This window comes from Neosynechococcus sphagnicola sy1 (genome assembly GCF_000775285.1).
Taxonomy (GTDB): domain Bacteria; phylum Cyanobacteriota; class Cyanobacteriia; order Neosynechococcales; family Neosynechococcaceae; genus Neosynechococcus; species Neosynechococcus sphagnicola.
The window spans coordinates 57,750-75,426 of the sequence record NZ_JJML01000026.1; the positions used below are offsets into that span (position 1 = coordinate 57,750).

The following is a 17,677-nucleotide window of genomic DNA, read 5'->3' on the forward strand; positions in this document are numbered from 1 at the left end:
GGTTACCTAGCTGGCTGGTGCTTAAATCCTGTGGTGATGGAATTTGCCGATGAGACGGCATCACACCGCTGATTTAGTTTCGACATTGTATCAGGACAATCCAAAATACATGCGTAAACTTACTTAAAGTAGGGTCTGAAGCCTGGGGGAAGTGATCAGTGCTGGAATAGCGGGGCTGGTTGCTCATGGATGTGCGTTTCAATCGGCTTCACCTTCTCAATAAAGCGGATGAGAAACCCATAGTCAGGGGGCGGCGCATTGGGAACATACCCAGCTTCCGTGGCGATCGCCGGGCTGGCCGCGTTCATCGCCTGCTGAATCAACTGCTGCTGGTTACGCTCCACACTGGGACTGATTAAGACCGCACCAGGGGGAATTTTGCGGCTGGTGTGCAGCACCCGAAAGGTGCCGACTGGGAATTGAGGGCGCAGGCGAGCGAATTCATCTTGGGCCATCGCCCCCGCAGTCACTGCCCCCTGATCCACCCACTCCAGAACTTTCTGGGGGGTAGGGGCGATCTGGACAGCTGCTAAGGTCAGGCCATACAAATCGTAGAGAGGCAGGTAATACCCCGTAGCAGAACCAGGCTGGGTCAGCGCCACTCGATGATTGGCCAGATCAGAAATTTGCTTCATCGGGCTATCTTGTAGCACCACCAGCACCGAATGGAGATTATTCACCCCTTGCAGGGGGAACAGAGGGTGATATTGAGCTTTGGCAATGGCGATCGCGGTTAATCCTGGAGGAGCAAATACTAAAGACCAAGCTTGGCGCTGAATTTGCTCCAAAGCCTTGACCTCGTTATAGGCCGGTTCCAGTTCAATCTGCGTCCTTAACTGTCCGGATAAATAGGTAAGAAACTGCTGGTACTGATCCAGGGATCGATTGCCTTCACCATAGGTGACAATTCCAATTGTTAACTTTCCAGAACCATTTTGAGAAGCCGTCTGCAAAGCTGCACAACCCGATAGTAAGGCGAGGATCTGATACAAGAGGAGTCGACGTGGAATCATGGTTGAAGCAACTAACTCAATGGGAACTGTGAGGCTCTGACTGTACTGATTGATATCCTAGTGCTAGGCTGTAACGTGATTTTCTTTTAATTTTCTACAGACTTATGATGATCAAGCATTGGTCTCTTAGTAACAAATTTAGTTTGCTATTGCTATTAATTTTCATTGGAGCGGTCTTAATTAGTGGCGTAGCCTTGTCAAGAACATTGAATCAAGTGGCTGAGAGCGTCGTTCAGGCTAAAGCCAATCTGTTATTACAAACCATGCTCTCGGTGCGGACTTATACCTCCACCCAAGTGAATCCAGAATTGGCACCTCGGCTGGAGACGGAATCAGCATTTTTGCCCCAAACAGTACCGGGCTATGCGGCTCGGGAGACCTTTGAAGACTTTCGCAAAAACCCTGAGTACAATGATTTCTTCTACAAAGAGGCTACCCTTAATCCCACAAACTTACGGGACAAAGCAGATGGTTTTGAGTCAGAGATAGTTGAAAGCTTCCGTAATAACTCCAGCCTTAAGGAACTCAGTGGGTATCGCTCGACACCGGGGGGTGAATTGTACTACATTGCTCGCCCGATGATTATTAAGAAAGAAAGCTGTCTTCGCTGTCATAGTACCGCAGAGGCTGCTCCCAAAAGTTTAATCGCCACCTACGGCAGTGAAAATGGCTTCGGGTGGAAATTGAACGACATTGTGGGGGCACAAATAATTTCTGTTCCTGCTCGGGAGATTATCACCAGTGCCCAACGATCCTTTGTCACCATTATGGGAATTGTGATTGCAGCGTTTGCCATTGCCCTACTGGTGATGAATCTATTTCTCAGACGGGCGGTGATTCGGCCCCTGAATCGGATTGCCAAAGCTGCCAATGAAGTCAGTACTGGCAACATGGCGGCGGAGTTTGATGTCCAGTCCCGTGATGAAATGGGAACCCTGGCCACGGCTTTTACCCGGATGAAAACCAGTCTGGTAATGGCTATGGAGATGCTGAGTCAACGCCGAAATTAAGACAGGGCAACGATTCCGATGGCTCAGCTGGAGGGTAGCAAGACCGCCTGAAACGCTTGAGCTTGCTGAGGGTTGGCAATGCGTTGGACAAGGGCTGCCACCAACTGACTGCGAGAGGCATGGGGGATTTCAGCCAGTGCCTCTTTTACCACTAAGGGGGCAATGGGGCCAATCGACTTTGCCAGTTCAATCTCACATCGTTGGATAAAGTCACGATCGACGGGGGGGACTGGCTGGGCTGGTTTCTGGGGCGATCGCCCCTGTCAATTGGGTGGGAGAACGGGGATCAAAGTCTTCGAGGGACTGGGTTTGCAGGAGTTCATACACTTGGGCTTGCAGCGATCGCCGAGCTGCTTCCGGGACTTGCATCAGCAATCCTTGGATAAAGCTCTGCCAGGTTGCCGCCTGTTTCAGGGATTGTTGCAGCAGCAAGGGAGCCAGGGGGCCAATCGCCTGGGTCAGGAGGGCTTCTAGTTTGTGAGCTAGGGGGGGCGGTAAGTTCAAACGACTCGGAAGAGAAGATTGGACTTCCGTGGCGACAGGGGCAAGTTGGGTCGGATTCGCAGCTGGTTTTGCAACTTCTAAGGATGCGGGGTTAAACAGCGATTGAATTTGTGCCTGCACCTGGGGACGTGATAGCGCTGGGATTTGATTTAATAAGCGTTCCAACAACTGGTCACAGGTGAGTCCTTCGACTAAAGCTTGGTTTAACAACAGGGGCGCGATGGGACCAATGACTTGGGTCAGTAAAGTGGCCAATTCCCGTTGGGAATTCTGCGTTAGATCGGATAACTGGGTGGAAATTTTCTGCTCCATGGCCGTAGAGGGGAACTCCCCAGGGTTCTTCTCTGGAGGGGGCAGGGTTGTCGCTGGTGGATTCGTGCCCTCTGGAACTGGGAGGGCAGCAGGTGGATTACTGGCAGGAGCCGCAGCATCTGCACCAACGGTCGTATCAAAATTGCCAGCAACCAAAGGACGGGTCGGAGAGATCAGGGGAGGGGAGATCGCCGCTCGCAGAGACCGCTGTAAAATCTCTACCGTTGAACATCGCTGGCTGGGCTGCTTTTGGAGGCACTGCATCACCACGGCTTCTAAAGCGGAGGGCAAGGTCTCACACCCCGGTTGCGATCGCAGGGGCTTGGGGGGCAGGCTGGTGTGGGCTCGAATCCAAGAGCTTGCCGTTGATCCCCCGGTTTTGCCCATCAAACCAAAGGGGTCGGTACCGCTGAGCATCTCATAGAGCATCATCCCGAGACTGTAGATATCAGCCCGACCATCCAGATCCATTGCTACCTCTAGTTGCTCTGGGGACGCATAGTGGAAGGTGCCAATGAACATATCCGTTTGCAGATTCGTCAGTTCTGCTTCTCCATCTAGAATTTTGGCAATGCCAAAGTCAAGAATTTTCACCAATTCACCCAAGCCCGTCGGCACCAGAAAAATATTGTCCGGTTTCAAATCACGGTGAACAATCTTGACTCGCTCAACTGTCTGGCTACCCTGACGTTGCAGTACCACCCCCTGATGGGCGAGTTGTAACCCAGTACACACCTGGCTGATAATGGCGACCGTATGTTCAACTGCCAGTCGTTTTTCCCGCCGGAGTAACTGTCCTAAGGTCTGTCCACTCAAATACTCCATCACAAAAAATGGATGACCTTCTGGGGTGATGCCGTAGTCGCTGACTTGAACAATATTTTCGCTACTGAGGGCTGCACACAGACTCACCTCGCGGGCAAACCGCTTCCGTACCTCTTCCGTCTCCACCAAGGCAGCTTTCAAAAGTTTGAGTGCAACTTGCTTTCCCAGCAACATATCGATGGCTAGATACACCTCACCCATCCCGCCCTGGCCCAAACGCCGTTCCAGACGATAGCGGTTTTTTTCACCAATCAAGCGCTGATGTTGAGAATCAGGCTGGGGCAGGGAACTCATGTAGCAACTTCCCGTTGTGTGAGTGAACTGAAAACTTGATTCACAGCATACCCAACAGATACCCTGGAACCCTACATTAATTTGCTGATCTGGTTGCAGATTGCCTGCTGGTCTAGGATCTGACCTCTGCTAGGTACAAAGCTTTTCTGGACAATTTTTTGCTCCCCATCACCATATCCCAAGCCGCCGCCAGCGTGTTGATCTGCCGCTGGAGAGTCTTTTGGCTGCTGCCATTTCAGCCCTGATCAAGGGTAACCCTTGATGATACCCAGGTGAAAACTCCCCAAACCGTATCCCCAAACCCTTGAACTGCTGGGCTGCATCCCTGAGGAGTTTTTTTTCAATGAACCAACCCCCACCCTGTGGACTGGGGTTGCTGTCAAGACCGCTGCCAGACGCTACTATCAATTGCTCAAAGCACTATCCTGATGGAGTTGGAAGTGCAAAAATGAAGCCGGGGTAGGACTCCGGGTTTTTTGATCACCCCCCAGGGATCTAGATACAGTGGTCTAACTCAAGTGAACCGTTTGTGATTGAAGTAGAAGTCCATCAGCAACTCTATGCATTCCTGCGGGAACAGCGCCAACCCCATTGGCCGCATCATTTGACGATGGCGCGGTTGGTGGCGAGAGCATTGCGCTTGGAACGCAGTGCTTTAATGCAAACGGGAACCCAGGAACATTATCGCCTCAGTTATCTGATGCCGTTGTTGCTGTGGCCAGGGCCAGCGATGATTGTGGCCACCGCTGCGGTGCAGCAATGGTTGCTGATGGTGGAAATTCCCCAACTACAGCAGTGGATCCAAACTCCGAAGCCGATGCTTCAGAGCGATCGCTGGCCAGATCCAACTTTTGAGGGGTTACTGCTGACGACGCCCGAGATCTGGCTGCTGGATCGGATCACGGGCTTGGGAAAGTTTCCTGCAGGCATTCTGACCATTCTGGATGGCGTCGATGATTTAGAAGATTGGACACGATGCGCTCTTACCCTCGACTTGCATCCCCAGGACTGGCATCACCTGACGCTGGCTCATCCCCCCCTGCTAGAGGTAATCCGAGAGACCCAGATCCAACTGACCCGATCGGTGTTTCACCACCCGCCCAATCCCTATGAGTGCCACCTGATATCCCCAGGAGAGCGGGAGATTCTGAACTATCTCTACAACCGCCTCCAGGAGGTTCTCCCTCTCCATACCCCTCCCCTGTGGAGACAATTCTGGCAGCAATGGCAACTCTCGACCTCCTTGACGTGGATGACCATTGCTCGACCGTCAGGACAGTTTTCGCTACACACAGCTCCCTCGGATGTGGCAGACGTGCTAGGGACGGTGTGGTCTCAACAACCGGTGATTTTGATTGGCAATGCTCTGGATTTAGAAGCGGAGGCAACGCTCTATCGCCAGCGCATCGGCATTCGTGATCTCACCTGTCTGAAATTTGCCCCCGACCGCCAGCAGGAGTTGATTCAGCTCTATCTTCCCGATCACTTGCCCATGCCGAATACACCGCAGTTTCAGCCCGCCCTGCTGCAGGAAATTCGCCAGATGTTGGCATTGCGAGCGGTGACTCTAGATCTGACCGTGATCGTGGTCGGAGACATGCCCCTGAAGGCACAACTAGCAACGGTGCTAGCGGCGGAGTTTGGCTCCCGTGTGCAGGTCGAAAAAACCAGCCTGGAACCGAACGGAATTCTGGTCACGGGCTGGGAGTTCTGGCAACAGTATCAAGGCCAACTCCCCGCGCCCCGATTATTGGCGATCGCTACCCTCCCGATTCCCTCCCTTGAAAACCCCCTCGTCGCCGGACGGGTCGCCTATTACAAGCGATCTCACCAGGACTGGTTCCGGCTGTATTTATTACCGACGGCGTTAAGTACCCTCCAACGAGCGATCGCTCCCGTGCGATCCCAACAGGGAACGGTTGCCCTCTTTGACAGCCGGGTGTTGCATCGCAGCTATGGCAAGCAGGTGCTCACCGCTTTAAGTCCCCTGGCGCGGATTAACTATTTGGAGTCTGGTGTCCGGTTTTCTTCACTGCTGGATTAGTTGCCATCCCAACTGATACCAGAAACGCGGTTTCCATCAGTACCTTGAGACAGTAAAGTTTTAGGACATTTGCTTGTGGCGACAGGGATTTTTTTGTAGCTTAAGTTACAGATTTAGCTTTGCATTTATGAGTTTTAGTACTTTACAACCAGTTGTTCCCCTTGGGGATGGGCAGTCATTCCAGGCTGAGTTTAAATCACAAACTGGAACCTGGGTAAAACTCCGGGATCTCCCAACCCCCTATAGCTTCGATGAGGCATTCTTACTCTGTGAAGTCTTGGGTGGCTCCTGGGTCGCTTGGGTGCCTGACTGCGGCGAAGTTCTTCTCCAACCTAGGGAGTTTTACCGTCTGCCCTAAGACAGCAAGATAGCTTCAGCGTTGTTGCTGGGGAAAGAAAATCACAGGATGCCAACTGCGTCGCAGAATTTCACCCCCAAAGCTGGGGATGGAGAGTTCCCAGAATTTGCCACAGTGCTCAGAGGTAATGGCGATGGCGCTGATATCAAGTTCCTGAGCACTTGCGAGTACTTCTGTAACTGGATTTCCCCGCCGGATCTCTACCGTGACTGCTAGATTTCCAGACTCCAGATTCGTTTTCGCGATCGCCAGTTGAGCTTCCGCTTGCTGCACCTTTGTGGCATGAGCCAGAGCATCCTGACGGGTTCCTTCCTCAACCACCCAACAGAGCAAGCACTGGTGCAGGGAATCACTGACTTGGTGTTGGGCATAGTGCTGAATCTGCTGCACCAAGAATTGAGCGGAATCACTGCCATCGTAAGGCAGCAGCAGATAGCGAAACAGATGCTGACAACGCAAAGCTAACTCTTCTGCGGTAAAAGCAGCGGTCATCGCAGGCCGCAAATTCAAAATCGGGATTTCAGCGCGTTGGGATACCGCGATGGTGTTACTACCAAATAACTTTTCATTCAACAGGTTACGACTGGGCATCCCCATCAGGATTACTTCCGAGCCATAGGCTTTTGCCACCGCCAGTACCCGTTCCACAGGATCCCCTGACTGGACTTCTACAACCACCTCAACTCCGGTTGGCACTTGCTGCAAGGCAGATGATAGCCGAGTTTGGGCCTGTTCTATTTTTTCGGTGTCAATACGGGGAATGCCCCCTCCCTCGTTGAGGGGGACGCTGTGCAGAAACACCAAATGACGAATGCCCCCTGCCGCTAAGTCGGGGACAAAATGAATGAGGCGGTGCAAGCCATCGGCAAAGTCAGTACAGACTAGGCAGCGCTGAAACATAAAAGTCCATCTCGGAAATCGATCAACCCAGGGATATTTCTCCCTTCACCCTACCACTCTTGTTGTGTTTGGCACTGGTCTTCTAAAGGATGATTGCTAGAATTGATGACAGAGATTGGATTCTAGCCTATGAATTGCCCAGATTGCCAGAGTCAACAGATCGTGAAAAACGGCAATTAAAAGACCAGTGCCTTGGCAATTCAATTCACGATGCTGGATTTAATCCTGGCTGTTGGTGGGCCGAGAAAATTTTTAAAAAAACGAGATCATTGGGGGGCAACTGTAATTTTGGCCGCGATCGCCGCTGGTATTTCCTGACTCGTCAACTGGGAAGTAACCGGGTCAACAGTCGCACAAACCACGGTTAATTGTCCCCGTGCCACTTCAATATCTGGCTGCTGCGTGAGGTTGCGAAAAATAAAGGTGTAGGTCAGAGATTTGGGCTGTTTCTTAGCCACGATCAGGTGAACTTCCAATTGATCTTCAAACCGCAGGGGATGGCGGTAGTCGCAGGTAGCCTGAACACGCGGCCAGAGAAGGGGAGGTTGATCCCCCATGGATGGGAGAACTGAAATACCCAGGGAGCGAAAGAATGCATGTTCTGCTGCTTCCATCCAACGAAAGAAATGGGTGAAATGTGCCACTCCGGCCATGTCAGTTTCAGCGAATTCGACCTGTCGCTGCGTCTTAAATTGGTAGGTCATACGCTGGGGGGTGTCAAGGGCGAAAGAATCCAGCGAACAGTTGCAGATTTCCCTGTTGGTACTCTTGATTTTACTGAACGAGGGAGGGGATTGAATGACAATTAACTGACCGACTGACGACAACGATCTTGTCCGGCCATCCTGATAAAGAGATAAAGATTCACACTGTTCCCACACTTAATACTAATCAAAAATGAAGTCAAGTAAGATATTGGGAGAGCAAATCAGGGATGGCAGGAAGACTAAAACTGGAAATCACGCAGAAAGCAGGATACTTGGAAAAAGCCTGAAACAGGCAAAAGGTGGGACCCAGAAAGAGCGATCGCAAATGCTGTGGTGGCTCAAAACAAGACGGGCGATCGCCAACATCAGGAGTTAAGTCGGCGATCGCCCTGTTGGATTCGATCCAGAAAAAAGTGACCTGCTTACAGCAACTTCAGACCACCCTGCAACTGGAAACCCTTCGTCCCCTGGTGGGTCGATCCGAACAGGTCTGCCAATTGCCGCCCCACCGTGGGGCCTATGATCTGGCACTGGTGCGAGCCGTGGGTACGGCATCGGTCTGTGCTGAATATGCCCTGCCCCTGTTGCGAGAGCGGGGGGGTGCCATTCTCTATCGGGGAGACAATGGACGGGGGAAGATACCACTGCCCTAGCCCCTGTTGTCGAGCAACTGGGTGGTCGAATCACCGCCATTGAGGCCGTCGTCACACCCATCAGCCAGAGCAGTCGTCATTACCTGAGCCTAGAGAGGCAACGATCCACCCCCGCCGAATTTCCTCGGGCGGTGGGGATTCCAGCGAAATATCCCCTTTAGGGAGGATCTGAATTGGTTGCTGGCTGCCCATCTCGTCATTGATACTGCTAAGGTCTAAGTTGAGCCATAATATTAAGTCATGCAATTGACTCTCAAAAACCTGGCCCGATGCTGAGGAGGTAAGCATTTATCAACGGTAAAATTTGTGTCTAGGGGCGCAACGTTGTCTTCAATACTGGCCTGAGGTTAATACCCTAGAGTTTTCTTCAACACGCTCTTAAAAAGATATAACTTTAGCACCGCCGCAAAAGACCAGGATCTCTTATGAACGTTTTACTCCTATATCCGCGCTTTCCCAAAAGCTTTTGGTCTTACGAAAAAATTCTAGAATTGGTCAATCGAAAAGTTCTGTTACCCCCCTTGGGTCTGGTCACGGTCGCTGCCATTCTGCCCCAAGACTGGGACTTTAAGCTGGTTGATTGCAATATTCGTGCGGTGACTGATCTGGAATGGCAGTGGGCCGATCTCGTCATTATGTCCGCCATGATTGTCCAGAAAGACGATATTTTAGAGCAGATTCAGCTGGCCAAGCAATTTAGCAAACCTGTTGCTGTCGGGGGACCTTATCCAACCTCCATGCCGGAAGATATGGAAGCGGCAGGGGTGGATTATCTCATCTTGGATGAAGGGGAAATTACCCTACCCCTGTTTGTAGAAGCCTGGAATCGCGGCGATAAAAAAGGACGATTCACTGCCAATGGCGAGAAACCGTCTGTTACCGATACGCCTATCCCCCGCTATGACCTCCTCAGCCTGCGGGACTATGATTCTATGTCGGTGCAGTTTTCCCGTGGCTGTCCTTTCCAGTGTGAGTTTTGCGACATTATTGTTCTTTACGGACGCAAGCCCCGCACCAAAACCCCGGAACAACTGCTGGGTGAATTGGACTATCTCTTCCAGTTGGGCTGGCGGGGCGGTGTGTTTATGGTAGATGACAACTTTATCGGCAATAAGCGCAACGTCAAACTCTTACTCAAGGAGCTAAAAGAATGGCAAAGATCCCATAAATATCCCTTCCGATTCGATACGGAAGCATCATTGGATCTGGCCCAGGATCAAGAATTAATTGATCTGATGCTGGAGTGTAATTTTGCCGCCGTCTTTATGGGCATCGAAACGCCGGATGAAGACAGTTTACAGTTGACGAAAAAGTTCCAAAATACGCGCACACCGCTGTTGGAGTCCATCGATCGGGTGACGGAATCTGGTCTACGTGTGATTGCGGGATTTATTATTGGATTTGACGGCGAAAAAGCAGGGGCAGGACAACGTATTGCCGATTTTGCCGAATTGACCGGCATCCCCACAACCACCTTTGCGATGCTGCAAGCCTTACCCCATACTGCCCTCTGGCATCGTCTGGAAAAAGAAGGTCGTTTACACGCTAAAGACGGCAATATCAACCAAACAACGCTGATGAATTTTGTTCCCACCCGCCCGGTGGAAGAGATTGCCGGCGAGTATGTTGAGGCATTTTGTCAACTCTATGAACCCTCTCATTACCTTGATCGGGTCTATCGTTACTTTCTCAAATTGGGAGCACCCCGTGTCAAACCGCCATTCAAATGGCCGGAATGGGTTGTGGTTAAAGCCTTACTAATTGTCTGTTGGCGACAAGGCATCCTGCGCAAAACTCGTTGGAAATTCTGGCATCATTTGTTGGACATGGTGCGTCGTAATCCCGCCGTTGTCGAACAATATTTGGCTGTATGCGCCCACAATGAACACTTTATGGAGTATCGTCAAATTGTCAGACATGAGATTGAAGAGCAGGTTGCCAAGTTTCTAGAAGGGGAAGCACGGCTCAAGCCTGAAATAGCAAAGATTGCAGAAGTTGTAGCTGTTTCTTGAATATTCTTGCCTATAGCGGTTCTCAATTACCTGCGGTAGGTTCTGACTTCAGAATCCAGAAGGGTTGGGTGATTTTATCCCTCACAAGTTATAGCGTTGGTCAGGCAGATGAGGACATGATTCAGACTGTTAAACGCCAATGCTGGGAAACTGCCTGACACACCAACACACAAAAGTTTGTGGCGATGGCTATAAATTACTTATGCCATATCACCTCCAGTATTGATACTGCTAAGGTCTGATTAAGGCATTATGATTGAGCCATGCAGTTGACGCTCAAAAGTTGGGTCGGGTACTGAGGAGCAAGGGTTTATCAAAATAAATTTCACTTTAGTAGGTCGCTGCGCTGAGAAGGGTGATCTATGGGGCGATGGATCCTCTTCATATTGGCCTGAAGTTGATACCTTAGATTTTTTCAAGACGCTGTTAAAAACATATAACTTTAACATTTTACAAAAGGGCCAGGATTAATGATGAACGTTTTACTTCTATATCCGCGCTTTCCTAAAAGCTTTTGGTCTTTTGAAAAGACGCTGGCTTTGCTGGATCGCAAAGCGATGTTACCACCCTTGGGGTTGGTGACCGTTGCCGCAATTCTGCCCCAAGACTGGGAATTTAAGTTGGTTGATCGCAATGTGGGTGAAGTCACCCCAGGGGAATGGGAATGGGCTGATCTGGTGATCCTGTCTGCCATGATTGTGCAAAAAGAAGATTTGCTCCAGCAGATCCAGGAAGCGAAACGGCGAGGCAAGCGTGTTGCGGTGGGGGGACCCTATGCTACTGCACTCCCCCATGAAGTCATGGAAGTGGGGGCAGACTATTTAATTCTGGATGAAGGGGAAATTACTTTACCTTTGTTTGTTGCCGCGATCGCCCAAGGTGAAGCCTCCGGCATCTTCCGATCCAATGGTGAACGCCCTGACGTTACCACCACTCCGGTTCCTCGGTTTGACCTGCTGGAGTTTGATGCCTATGCCGAAATGTCCGTGCAATTTTCGCGGGGATGTCCCTTCCAGTGTGAATTCTGCGACATTATTGTGCTGTATGGCCGCAAGCCTCGCACCAAGGCTCCCAATCAACTGCTGCAAGAACTGAGTCGCCTCTACGAACTGGGGTGGCGACGGAGCAGTTTTTATGGTGGATGACAATTTCATCGGCAATAAGCGCAACGTCAAACTGTTTCTCAAGGAATTGCAGCCCTGGATGGTGGCGCACCAGTATCCCTTCTCCTTCGCCACAGAAGCCTCAGTCGATCTAGCCAACGATCAGGAGCTGATGGATCTGATGGTGCTATGTAATTTTGGGGCTGTGTTTCTAGGGATTGAAACTCCCGACGAAGCGAGTTTAACCCTGACCCAAAAGTTTCAAAACACGCGGGATTCCCTCAGTGGCGCCGTGAATGCCATTACCCGATCGGGGTTGCGAGTCATGGCAGGTTTCATCATTGGATTTGATGGTGAGAAACCCGGTGCTGGGGCAAGAATTGTCCAATTTGTCGAACAAACTGCCATTCCCACCGCACTGTTCAGTATGCTGCAAGCACTTCCAGACACAGCTCTCTGGCATCGCTTAGCAAGAGAAGGACGACTGCGTAGTAAGTCTGCCAATATTAACCAAACGACCTTAATGAACTTTGTGCCCACCCGTCCCCTGGAAGAGATTGCCTCTGAGTACGTAGAAGCCTTTGACCAGTTGTACGATCCAAAACGGTTCCTCGATCGCGCCTATCGTCATTTTCGGATTCTTGGAGAAGCCACCTATCCGAAGAAAGGGAAAGGGGCGAAGAAACCCATCAACTGGGTGACGATCCGGGCGTTACTAACGATCTGCTGGCGTCAGGGTGTCTTGCGCAAAACCCGGTGGCAATTCTGGTTCAATCTCTGGAGAATGGGGCGCTACAATCCTGGTGGCATCAGTAGCTATCTAGCTGTCTGTGCCCAAATTGAACATTTCTTGGAATATCGCCAAATTGTCAGACGTGAGATTGAAGAGCAGGTTGCCCAGTTTCTAGCGGCAGAAGCGCTGACCAAACCGTTAGTCGCAGCAGTTGCAGAGGTCGCAGCTGTTTCTTGAAATCTGAGCACTGGCGTGGGTGACAGGGCTGATGCAAGGGGCATGGAACAGATAGATGCTTGAGGTGTTCACTAGTTCTGCTGGATTGATCAGAGATCGCCTTCAGGTGACTTCAAACAAGCAAGGCGCAGCCAATATGGTTGGGTTCAGAAGTGTTGAAGGTTAGCTTCAAGCTCAGAAATTGGGTTGCTTTTGTAGATCATGTATTTCACTTGAGGTGCCAATCAACCCAGTTAATGCCTCTATTCTCAATAAATAGGGCTTTAAAAGCCCTCCAAAGTCCAAATTGTAAAGTTTTGCCATCAAGATTCAACACTTCTGGGTTGCGTTGTATTCACGCTTTGCGACATTGACAAGATTCAACTCCGGCTGTGGCAGAATCTAGAGTAAGAGAAGCTTTATCCTGACTCAGCATTCCCCATGATTGCAACTGCGACGATCCCAACCCTATCAAGTCAGTACGACCCTGCGATCGCCGAAGCGAAGTGGCAGCAATTTTGGGAAGACCATCAAGTTTTCAAAGCGGATCCAAATCATCCCGGCGAGCCTTACTGTGTCGTGATTCCGCCCCCAAATGTCACCGGCAGTCTACACATGGGGCATGCCTTTGAGAGCGCCCTGATCGATACTCTTGTCCGCTATCACCGCATGATTGGGCGGAATACGCTGTGGTTACCGGGAACTGACCACGCCAGTATTGCGGTGAGCACAATTCTAGATAGAGAGTTACAAGCCCAGGGGAAGAGCCGTTCTGACGTGGGTCGCGAAGCGTATCTGAAACGTGCCTGGGAATGGAAATTAGAATCGGGTGGGACGATTGTCAATCAGTTGCGGCGGTTAGGGGTTTCTGTGGACTGGTCGCGGGAACGGTTCACCCTGGATGAGGGTTTATCAGCAGCCGTCATCGAAGCCTTCGTGCAGATGCATGAACAGGAGTTGATCTATCGGGGTGAGTATCTGGTTAACTGGTGCCCTGCGAGTCAGTCTGCGGTCTCTGATCTAGAAGTAGACAATCAAGAAGTCAACGGTCACCTCTGGCACTTTCGTTATCCCTTAACCGATGGCACGGGGTTTGTGGAAGTTGCCACCACCCGCCCAGAGACCATGCTGGGGGATACTGCCGTGGCGGTCAATCCAGGGGACGATCGCTACCAAGGAATCATTGGCAAAATGGTGCGACTGCCGATCGTGGATCGCGAGATTCCTATTATTGCCGATGAATACGTGGACTCGACCTTTGGAACTGGTTGTGTCAAGGTCACCCCTGCCCACGATCCCAATGACTTTGAAATGGGGAAGCGGCATCAGCTGCCCTTCATCAACATCATGAACAAAGATGGCTCCCTGAACGAGCATGCGGGGGAATTTCAGGGACAGGATCGCTTTCTAGCCCGCAAGCAGGTGGTCGCAAAGTTAAAGGCATTGGATTGTCTGGTCAAAGTCGAAGACTACAAGCACACAGTGCCCTATAGCGATCGCGGCAAGGTGCCAGTGGAACCGCTGCTCTCAACCCAGTGGTTTGTCAAAATTGAACCCCTCGCCCAGCAAGCCCTGATCGCTCTTGATCAGCATCAATCTCCTGCCTTTGTACCTGAACGGTGGACTAAGGTGTATCGAGATTGGTTGGTGAACTTGAAGGACTGGTGCATTTCCCGCCAACTGTGGTGGGGACACCAAATTCCCGCCTGGTATGTGGTCAGCCTCACCGAGGGCAAGATTACCGATCAAACCCACTTTTTTGTTGCCCGCACCGAGGCGGAAGCCCGACAGCAGGCCGAAGAGTTATTTGGCCCCGATGTACAGTTGATGCAAGATCCCGATGTCCTCGATACCTGGTTTTCATCGGGACTCTGGCCTTTCTCTACCTTAGGCTGGCCCCAGCAAACAGCAGATTTGAGCCGTTACTATCCCACAACAACACTGGTAACGGGCTTCGATATCATCTTCTTCTGGGTGGCTCGGATGACGATGATGGCAGGACACTTCACGGGAGCAATGCCCTTCCAGACGGTCTACATTCATGGACTGGTGCGGGATGAGAACAACAAGAAGATGTCCAAGTCAGCGAATAATGGCATTGATCCACTCTTGCTGATGAACAAGTACGGCACCGATGCCCTGCGCTACACCTTAATTCGAGAGGTAGCTGGTGCTGGCCAGGATATCCGCATGGAATATAACCGCAAAACCGATGAATCGGCCTCCGTGGAAGCGGCCCGTAACTTCACCAATAAGCTGTGGAATGCCTCCCGTTTTGTGATGCTGAACTTGGATGGTCAAACCCCAGAACAGTTGACACTGAAGGATCTCAACAGTTTAGAAATGAGCGATCGCTGGATCCTGTCCCGGTATTACCAAACCGTGGAGCAAACCCGCAATTACCTGGATCATTATGGTCTCGGGGAAGCCGCCAAAGGACTCTATGAATTCATCTGGGGGGACTTTTGTGACTGGTACATTGAGTTAGTGAAGTCGCGGTTACAGGGGGATGACCCGATTTCCCGCCGCACCGCCCAGCAAACCTTAGCCTTGGTGCTGGAAGGAATTCTCAAGCTGCTGCACCCGTTGATGCCCCACATTACGGAAGAAATCTGGCAAACCCTGACCCAGACAACGGTTCATGAAGAGGGGAATGGGAAGTCAGGGATTATAACCCTGGCGTTGCAACCCTACCCTGAGGCTGACCCCACCCTGATTAACCCTGACTTAGAACAACAGTTTGAACTGTTGATCAATACGATTCGCACGATTCGCAATCTCCGGGCGGAGTCTGATATCAAGCCCAGTGTTAAGGTGCAAACCACCCTGCAAAGCGAAAGCCCACGGGAGCGGCAGATCCTGACGGCAGGAGCTACCTACATTCAAGACTTAGCCAAGGTGGACACCCTAGACATTGTTGAACCCCCTGCTCAGGTTCTGCCACCGCTTGATCCAGGAGTTGGGGATAGCAGCCCCCGTGCCCCCGTGCCCCCCATCATTGCTGAACCCGTTGCCGATCGTAGAGTCGCGGCTCCAGCCCCCCAAGATCACCGTCCGATCTTGCTGATGGGTCTGGTGGTGGTTGCCCTGGTAGTGCTGAAAATGATTCAGTCTTTCTTGGCGGCTCTGAATACGATGCCCCTCTTGCCGGGGTGTTTTCAACTGGTGGGTCTAGTCTATACCTTGTGGTTCCTAGCCCGTTACGTGGTGCTGGCGAAATCCCGTCAGGAATTCTCCCAGCTGGTTCAAACCCAAATGGAACCGATTCTGGGACAGCCTCTGCCGGAGGCGATGTTAAAGCTGCGTTCCAGCCTGCAACCACCCGTGGCGCTGCCGCTGTCACCCTCTCCGGAGATGGTTCTGAGGGGAGCACAACTCGGGAATCTAGAGAGAGTAGAAATCTTAGAACCTGTAATTGCTCCCCAGAAAATTCAAATGGCCGCCGGGGTGGTCGGCACCGTACAAGTATTAATTCCCCTCGCAGGGGTGGTTGATGTTGCGGCCTTGCGAGGGAAATTACAAAAAGACCTGAGTAAGGTGGAGGCCGAGATCGCTTCGCTGTCTACTCGGTTGAGTCAACCTAACTTTGTCGATAAGGCCCGCGTTGAAGTTGTGCAGGGAGCCAAAGATAACCTAACAGAAGCAGAGAAACAGGCCAAAATCTTGCGCGATCGCCTATCAGGGTTAACTTAACTAAAGTGCACTTGATTGGTTTATCCCTGCTGCAATCCAGGGGCAGAATTGGTGCAAGCCCCAAAATAAGCTACCTGCTAGGGCAGCAGCCATAGGAATGGTCAGCAACCAAGCGAGGAGAATTCCCCTTAACGTCTGTAACCGAATTTCTAGGGGTGATCGTCGCCCCCAACTTCGAATCAACCCAATGCCGACAACTGCACCGACGAGGGCATGGGACGTAGAAACGGGGAGACCCAGGCGTGAAGCCAACAGCACCGTCGCCGCTGTTGCCAATTCGGCACAAAAACCCGCACTGGGCTGGACGGGGGGTAATCTGTTCGCCAATGGTGGTAATTACCTGGTGACCCCAGACAGCTAACCCAGCTACGATCCCGGTACCACCCAAGACAAGCATCCACAGGGGGAGATGGAGGTGATCCGTGGGCACTGCCCCGGTTTGTTGGATTTGGACGATCACAGCCAGGGGGGCAATGGCATTCCCCACATCATTGGAACCATGGGCAAAGGCCACAAAACAGGCACTCAGAACTTGAAAGTGAGCCATGATCTGTTCGGTGAGGTTTTGGGGGGAGAGTCCCACTTGGCTGCGGACTTGGGTGAGGCGTTGCCAACTGGAACCCGTCAACATCACCAGGGCGATCGCCCCCAGCCCCAGCGCCAAGCTATGGGTGGGCAGGACAAGATCTGGGAACAGCCATGTTTGCAGGTTCAGGCTCAGGGAAGGCAGCACCAAGACACCGAACACACTCAGCAGCAGGGCACTCAGCCAGGGAATCCATTCTTGCAACTGTTGCAGGGGATGGGGTTGATCAAGAATCCAAAATTGCATTCCCCGATAGCCCAGAGCAGCAAGTCCCCCACTCACCAAAGGTGTCACCATCCAGGTCAAGGCAATACCCTGGAGCGAGTGCCAGTCCACAGCCTCGACACCCCCAGCCACCCATCCAAACCCGGCGATCGCCCCTACCACTGCATGGGAGGAGGAGACCGGCCAACCAAACCCAGTCGCCACATTGAGCCAAATGCCACTGGCCAGCAACACTGTCCCCATCCCCAACAGCAATACCTCTGGCATGGCACCGAATGGGGCGGGATCGACCACCTGGATAGCCAGGGTTTCTGACACCTGCTGGCCGAAGCAGATCGCTCCTGTAAACTCTAAAATCCCCGCAATCACTAGGGCTTGCCTCAAGGTTACAGCCTTGGAACCCACGGATGTTCCCATGGAATTGGCCACATCATTGGCACCCAGATTCCAGGCCAGGTAAAAGGCCAGCAGACTCACGAGGAGAATCAT

The 17,677-nt window shown here is 51.8% G+C and carries 11 protein-coding genes and 2 pseudogenes; 7 read left to right on the top strand and 6 right to left on the bottom strand.

Annotated features, from left to right (window positions below; genetic code table 11):
* Window positions 1-155: 155 nt before the first annotated feature.
* Window positions 156-1,013 (bottom strand): phosphate/phosphite/phosphonate ABC transporter substrate-binding protein, encoded by an 858-nt coding sequence (locus tag DO97_RS12175; RefSeq protein WP_036533722.1) that lies wholly within the window; start codon window positions 1,011-1,013, stop codon window positions 156-158.
* A 104-nt stretch (window positions 1,014-1,117) separates the two neighbouring features.
* Here DO97_RS12175 and DO97_RS12180 point away from each other — a divergent pair, with 104 nt between their 5' ends.
* Entirely contained in the window at window positions 1,118-2,023 is a 906-nt protein-coding gene (locus tag DO97_RS12180; protein WP_338038633.1) for a c-type heme family protein, read from the top strand.
* Window positions 2,024-2,046: 23 nt separating this feature from the next.
* Here DO97_RS12180 and DO97_RS27690 read toward each other — a convergent pair whose 3' ends face one another.
* Both DO97_RS27690 and DO97_RS21085 read right to left on the bottom strand, forming a co-directional pair.
* The gene (locus DO97_RS27690) at window positions 2,047-2,229 is read right to left on the bottom strand and encodes a DUF8082 domain-containing protein (protein WP_476703522.1); all 183 of its coding nucleotides are present in this window, start codon (window positions 2,227-2,229) and stop codon (window positions 2,047-2,049) included.
* 4 nt (window positions 2,230-2,233) lie between these two features.
* Window positions 2,234-3,958: a serine/threonine-protein kinase gene (locus tag DO97_RS21085; protein WP_052128683.1), complete on the bottom strand. Its 1,725-nt coding sequence runs from the start codon at window positions 3,956-3,958 to the stop codon at window positions 2,234-2,236.
* A 529-nt stretch (window positions 3,959-4,487) separates the two neighbouring features.
* Between DO97_RS21085 and DO97_RS12190 the strand changes: the two genes are divergently transcribed.
* Window positions 4,488-6,002 carry a helicase C-terminal domain-containing protein gene (locus DO97_RS12190; RefSeq protein WP_036533728.1) on the top strand — a complete coding sequence of 505 codons (1,515 nt, stop codon included), beginning with the start codon at window positions 4,488-4,490 and terminating at the stop codon, window positions 6,000-6,002.
* 127 nt (window positions 6,003-6,129) lie between these two features.
* On the top strand, window positions 6,130-6,360 hold the full coding sequence (locus tag DO97_RS12195) for a hypothetical protein (RefSeq protein WP_036533731.1): 231 nt from the start codon (window positions 6,130-6,132) through the stop codon (window positions 6,358-6,360).
* A gap of 15 nt (window positions 6,361-6,375) precedes the next feature.
* Here the strand turns inward: DO97_RS12195 and DO97_RS12200 are convergent, their stop codons facing one another.
* Both DO97_RS12200 and DO97_RS12205 read right to left on the bottom strand, forming a co-directional pair.
* Window positions 6,376-7,260: a universal stress protein gene (locus DO97_RS12200; protein WP_036533736.1), complete on the bottom strand. Its 885-nt coding sequence runs from the start codon at window positions 7,258-7,260 to the stop codon at window positions 6,376-6,378.
* A gap of 266 nt (window positions 7,261-7,526) precedes the next feature.
* On the bottom strand, window positions 7,527-7,964 hold the full coding sequence (locus DO97_RS12205) for an acyl-CoA thioesterase (protein WP_036533739.1): 438 nt from the start codon (window positions 7,962-7,964) through the stop codon (window positions 7,527-7,529).
* Between the two features lie 302 nt (window positions 7,965-8,266).
* Here DO97_RS12205 and DO97_RS21095 point away from each other — a divergent pair, with 302 nt between their 5' ends.
* The 4 genes and pseudogenes from DO97_RS21095 to DO97_RS12225 all read left to right on the top strand — a co-directional run bounded on the left by DO97_RS21095 (window position 8,267) and on the right by DO97_RS12225 (window position 16,377).
* Window positions 8,267-8,620: an RsmG family class I SAM-dependent methyltransferase gene (locus DO97_RS21095; protein WP_072016438.1), complete on the top strand. Its 354-nt coding sequence runs from the start codon at window positions 8,267-8,269 to the stop codon at window positions 8,618-8,620.
* 425 nt (window positions 8,621-9,045) lie between these two features.
* Entirely contained in the window at window positions 9,046-10,632 is a 1,587-nt protein-coding gene (locus tag DO97_RS12215) for a B12-binding domain-containing radical SAM protein (protein ID WP_036533742.1), read from the top strand.
* A gap of 473 nt (window positions 10,633-11,105) precedes the next feature.
* Window positions 11,106-12,705: pseudogene (locus DO97_RS31200) on the top strand (B12-binding domain-containing radical SAM protein).
* 420 nt (window positions 12,706-13,125) lie between these two features.
* On the top strand, window positions 13,126-16,377 hold the full coding sequence (locus tag DO97_RS12225) for a valine--tRNA ligase (protein ID WP_036533745.1): 3,252 nt from the start codon (window positions 13,126-13,128) through the stop codon (window positions 16,375-16,377).
* Here DO97_RS12225 and DO97_RS12230 read toward each other — a convergent pair.
* A pseudogene (locus DO97_RS12230) lies at window positions 16,378-17,677 on the bottom strand (inorganic phosphate transporter).

Excerpts from the sequence above, each read along its gene's own strand:
- DO97_RS12215 (WP_036533742.1), top strand. The coding sequence starts at position 9,046 with ATGAACGTTTTACTCCTATATCCGCGCTTTCCCAAAAGCTTTTGGTCT.
- DO97_RS12175 (WP_036533722.1), bottom strand. The coding sequence starts at position 1,013 with ATGATTCCACGTCGACTCCTCTTGTATCAGATCCTCGCCTTACTATCG.
- DO97_RS12225 (WP_036533745.1), top strand. The coding sequence starts at position 13,126 with ATGATTGCAACTGCGACGATCCCAACCCTATCAAGTCAGTACGACCCT.
- DO97_RS12195 (WP_036533731.1), top strand. The coding sequence starts at position 6,130 with ATGAGTTTTAGTACTTTACAACCAGTTGTTCCCCTTGGGGATGGGCAG.
- DO97_RS21085 (WP_052128683.1), bottom strand. The coding sequence starts at position 3,958 with ATGAGTTCCCTGCCCCAGCCTGATTCTCAACATCAGCGCTTGATTGGT.
- DO97_RS12205 (WP_036533739.1), bottom strand. The coding sequence starts at position 7,964 with ATGACCTACCAATTTAAGACGCAGCGACAGGTCGAATTCGCTGAAACT.
- DO97_RS12200 (WP_036533736.1), bottom strand. The coding sequence starts at position 7,260 with ATGTTTCAGCGCTGCCTAGTCTGTACTGACTTTGCCGATGGCTTGCAC.
- DO97_RS12180 (WP_338038633.1), top strand. The coding sequence starts at position 1,118 with ATGATGATCAAGCATTGGTCTCTTAGTAACAAATTTAGTTTGCTATTG.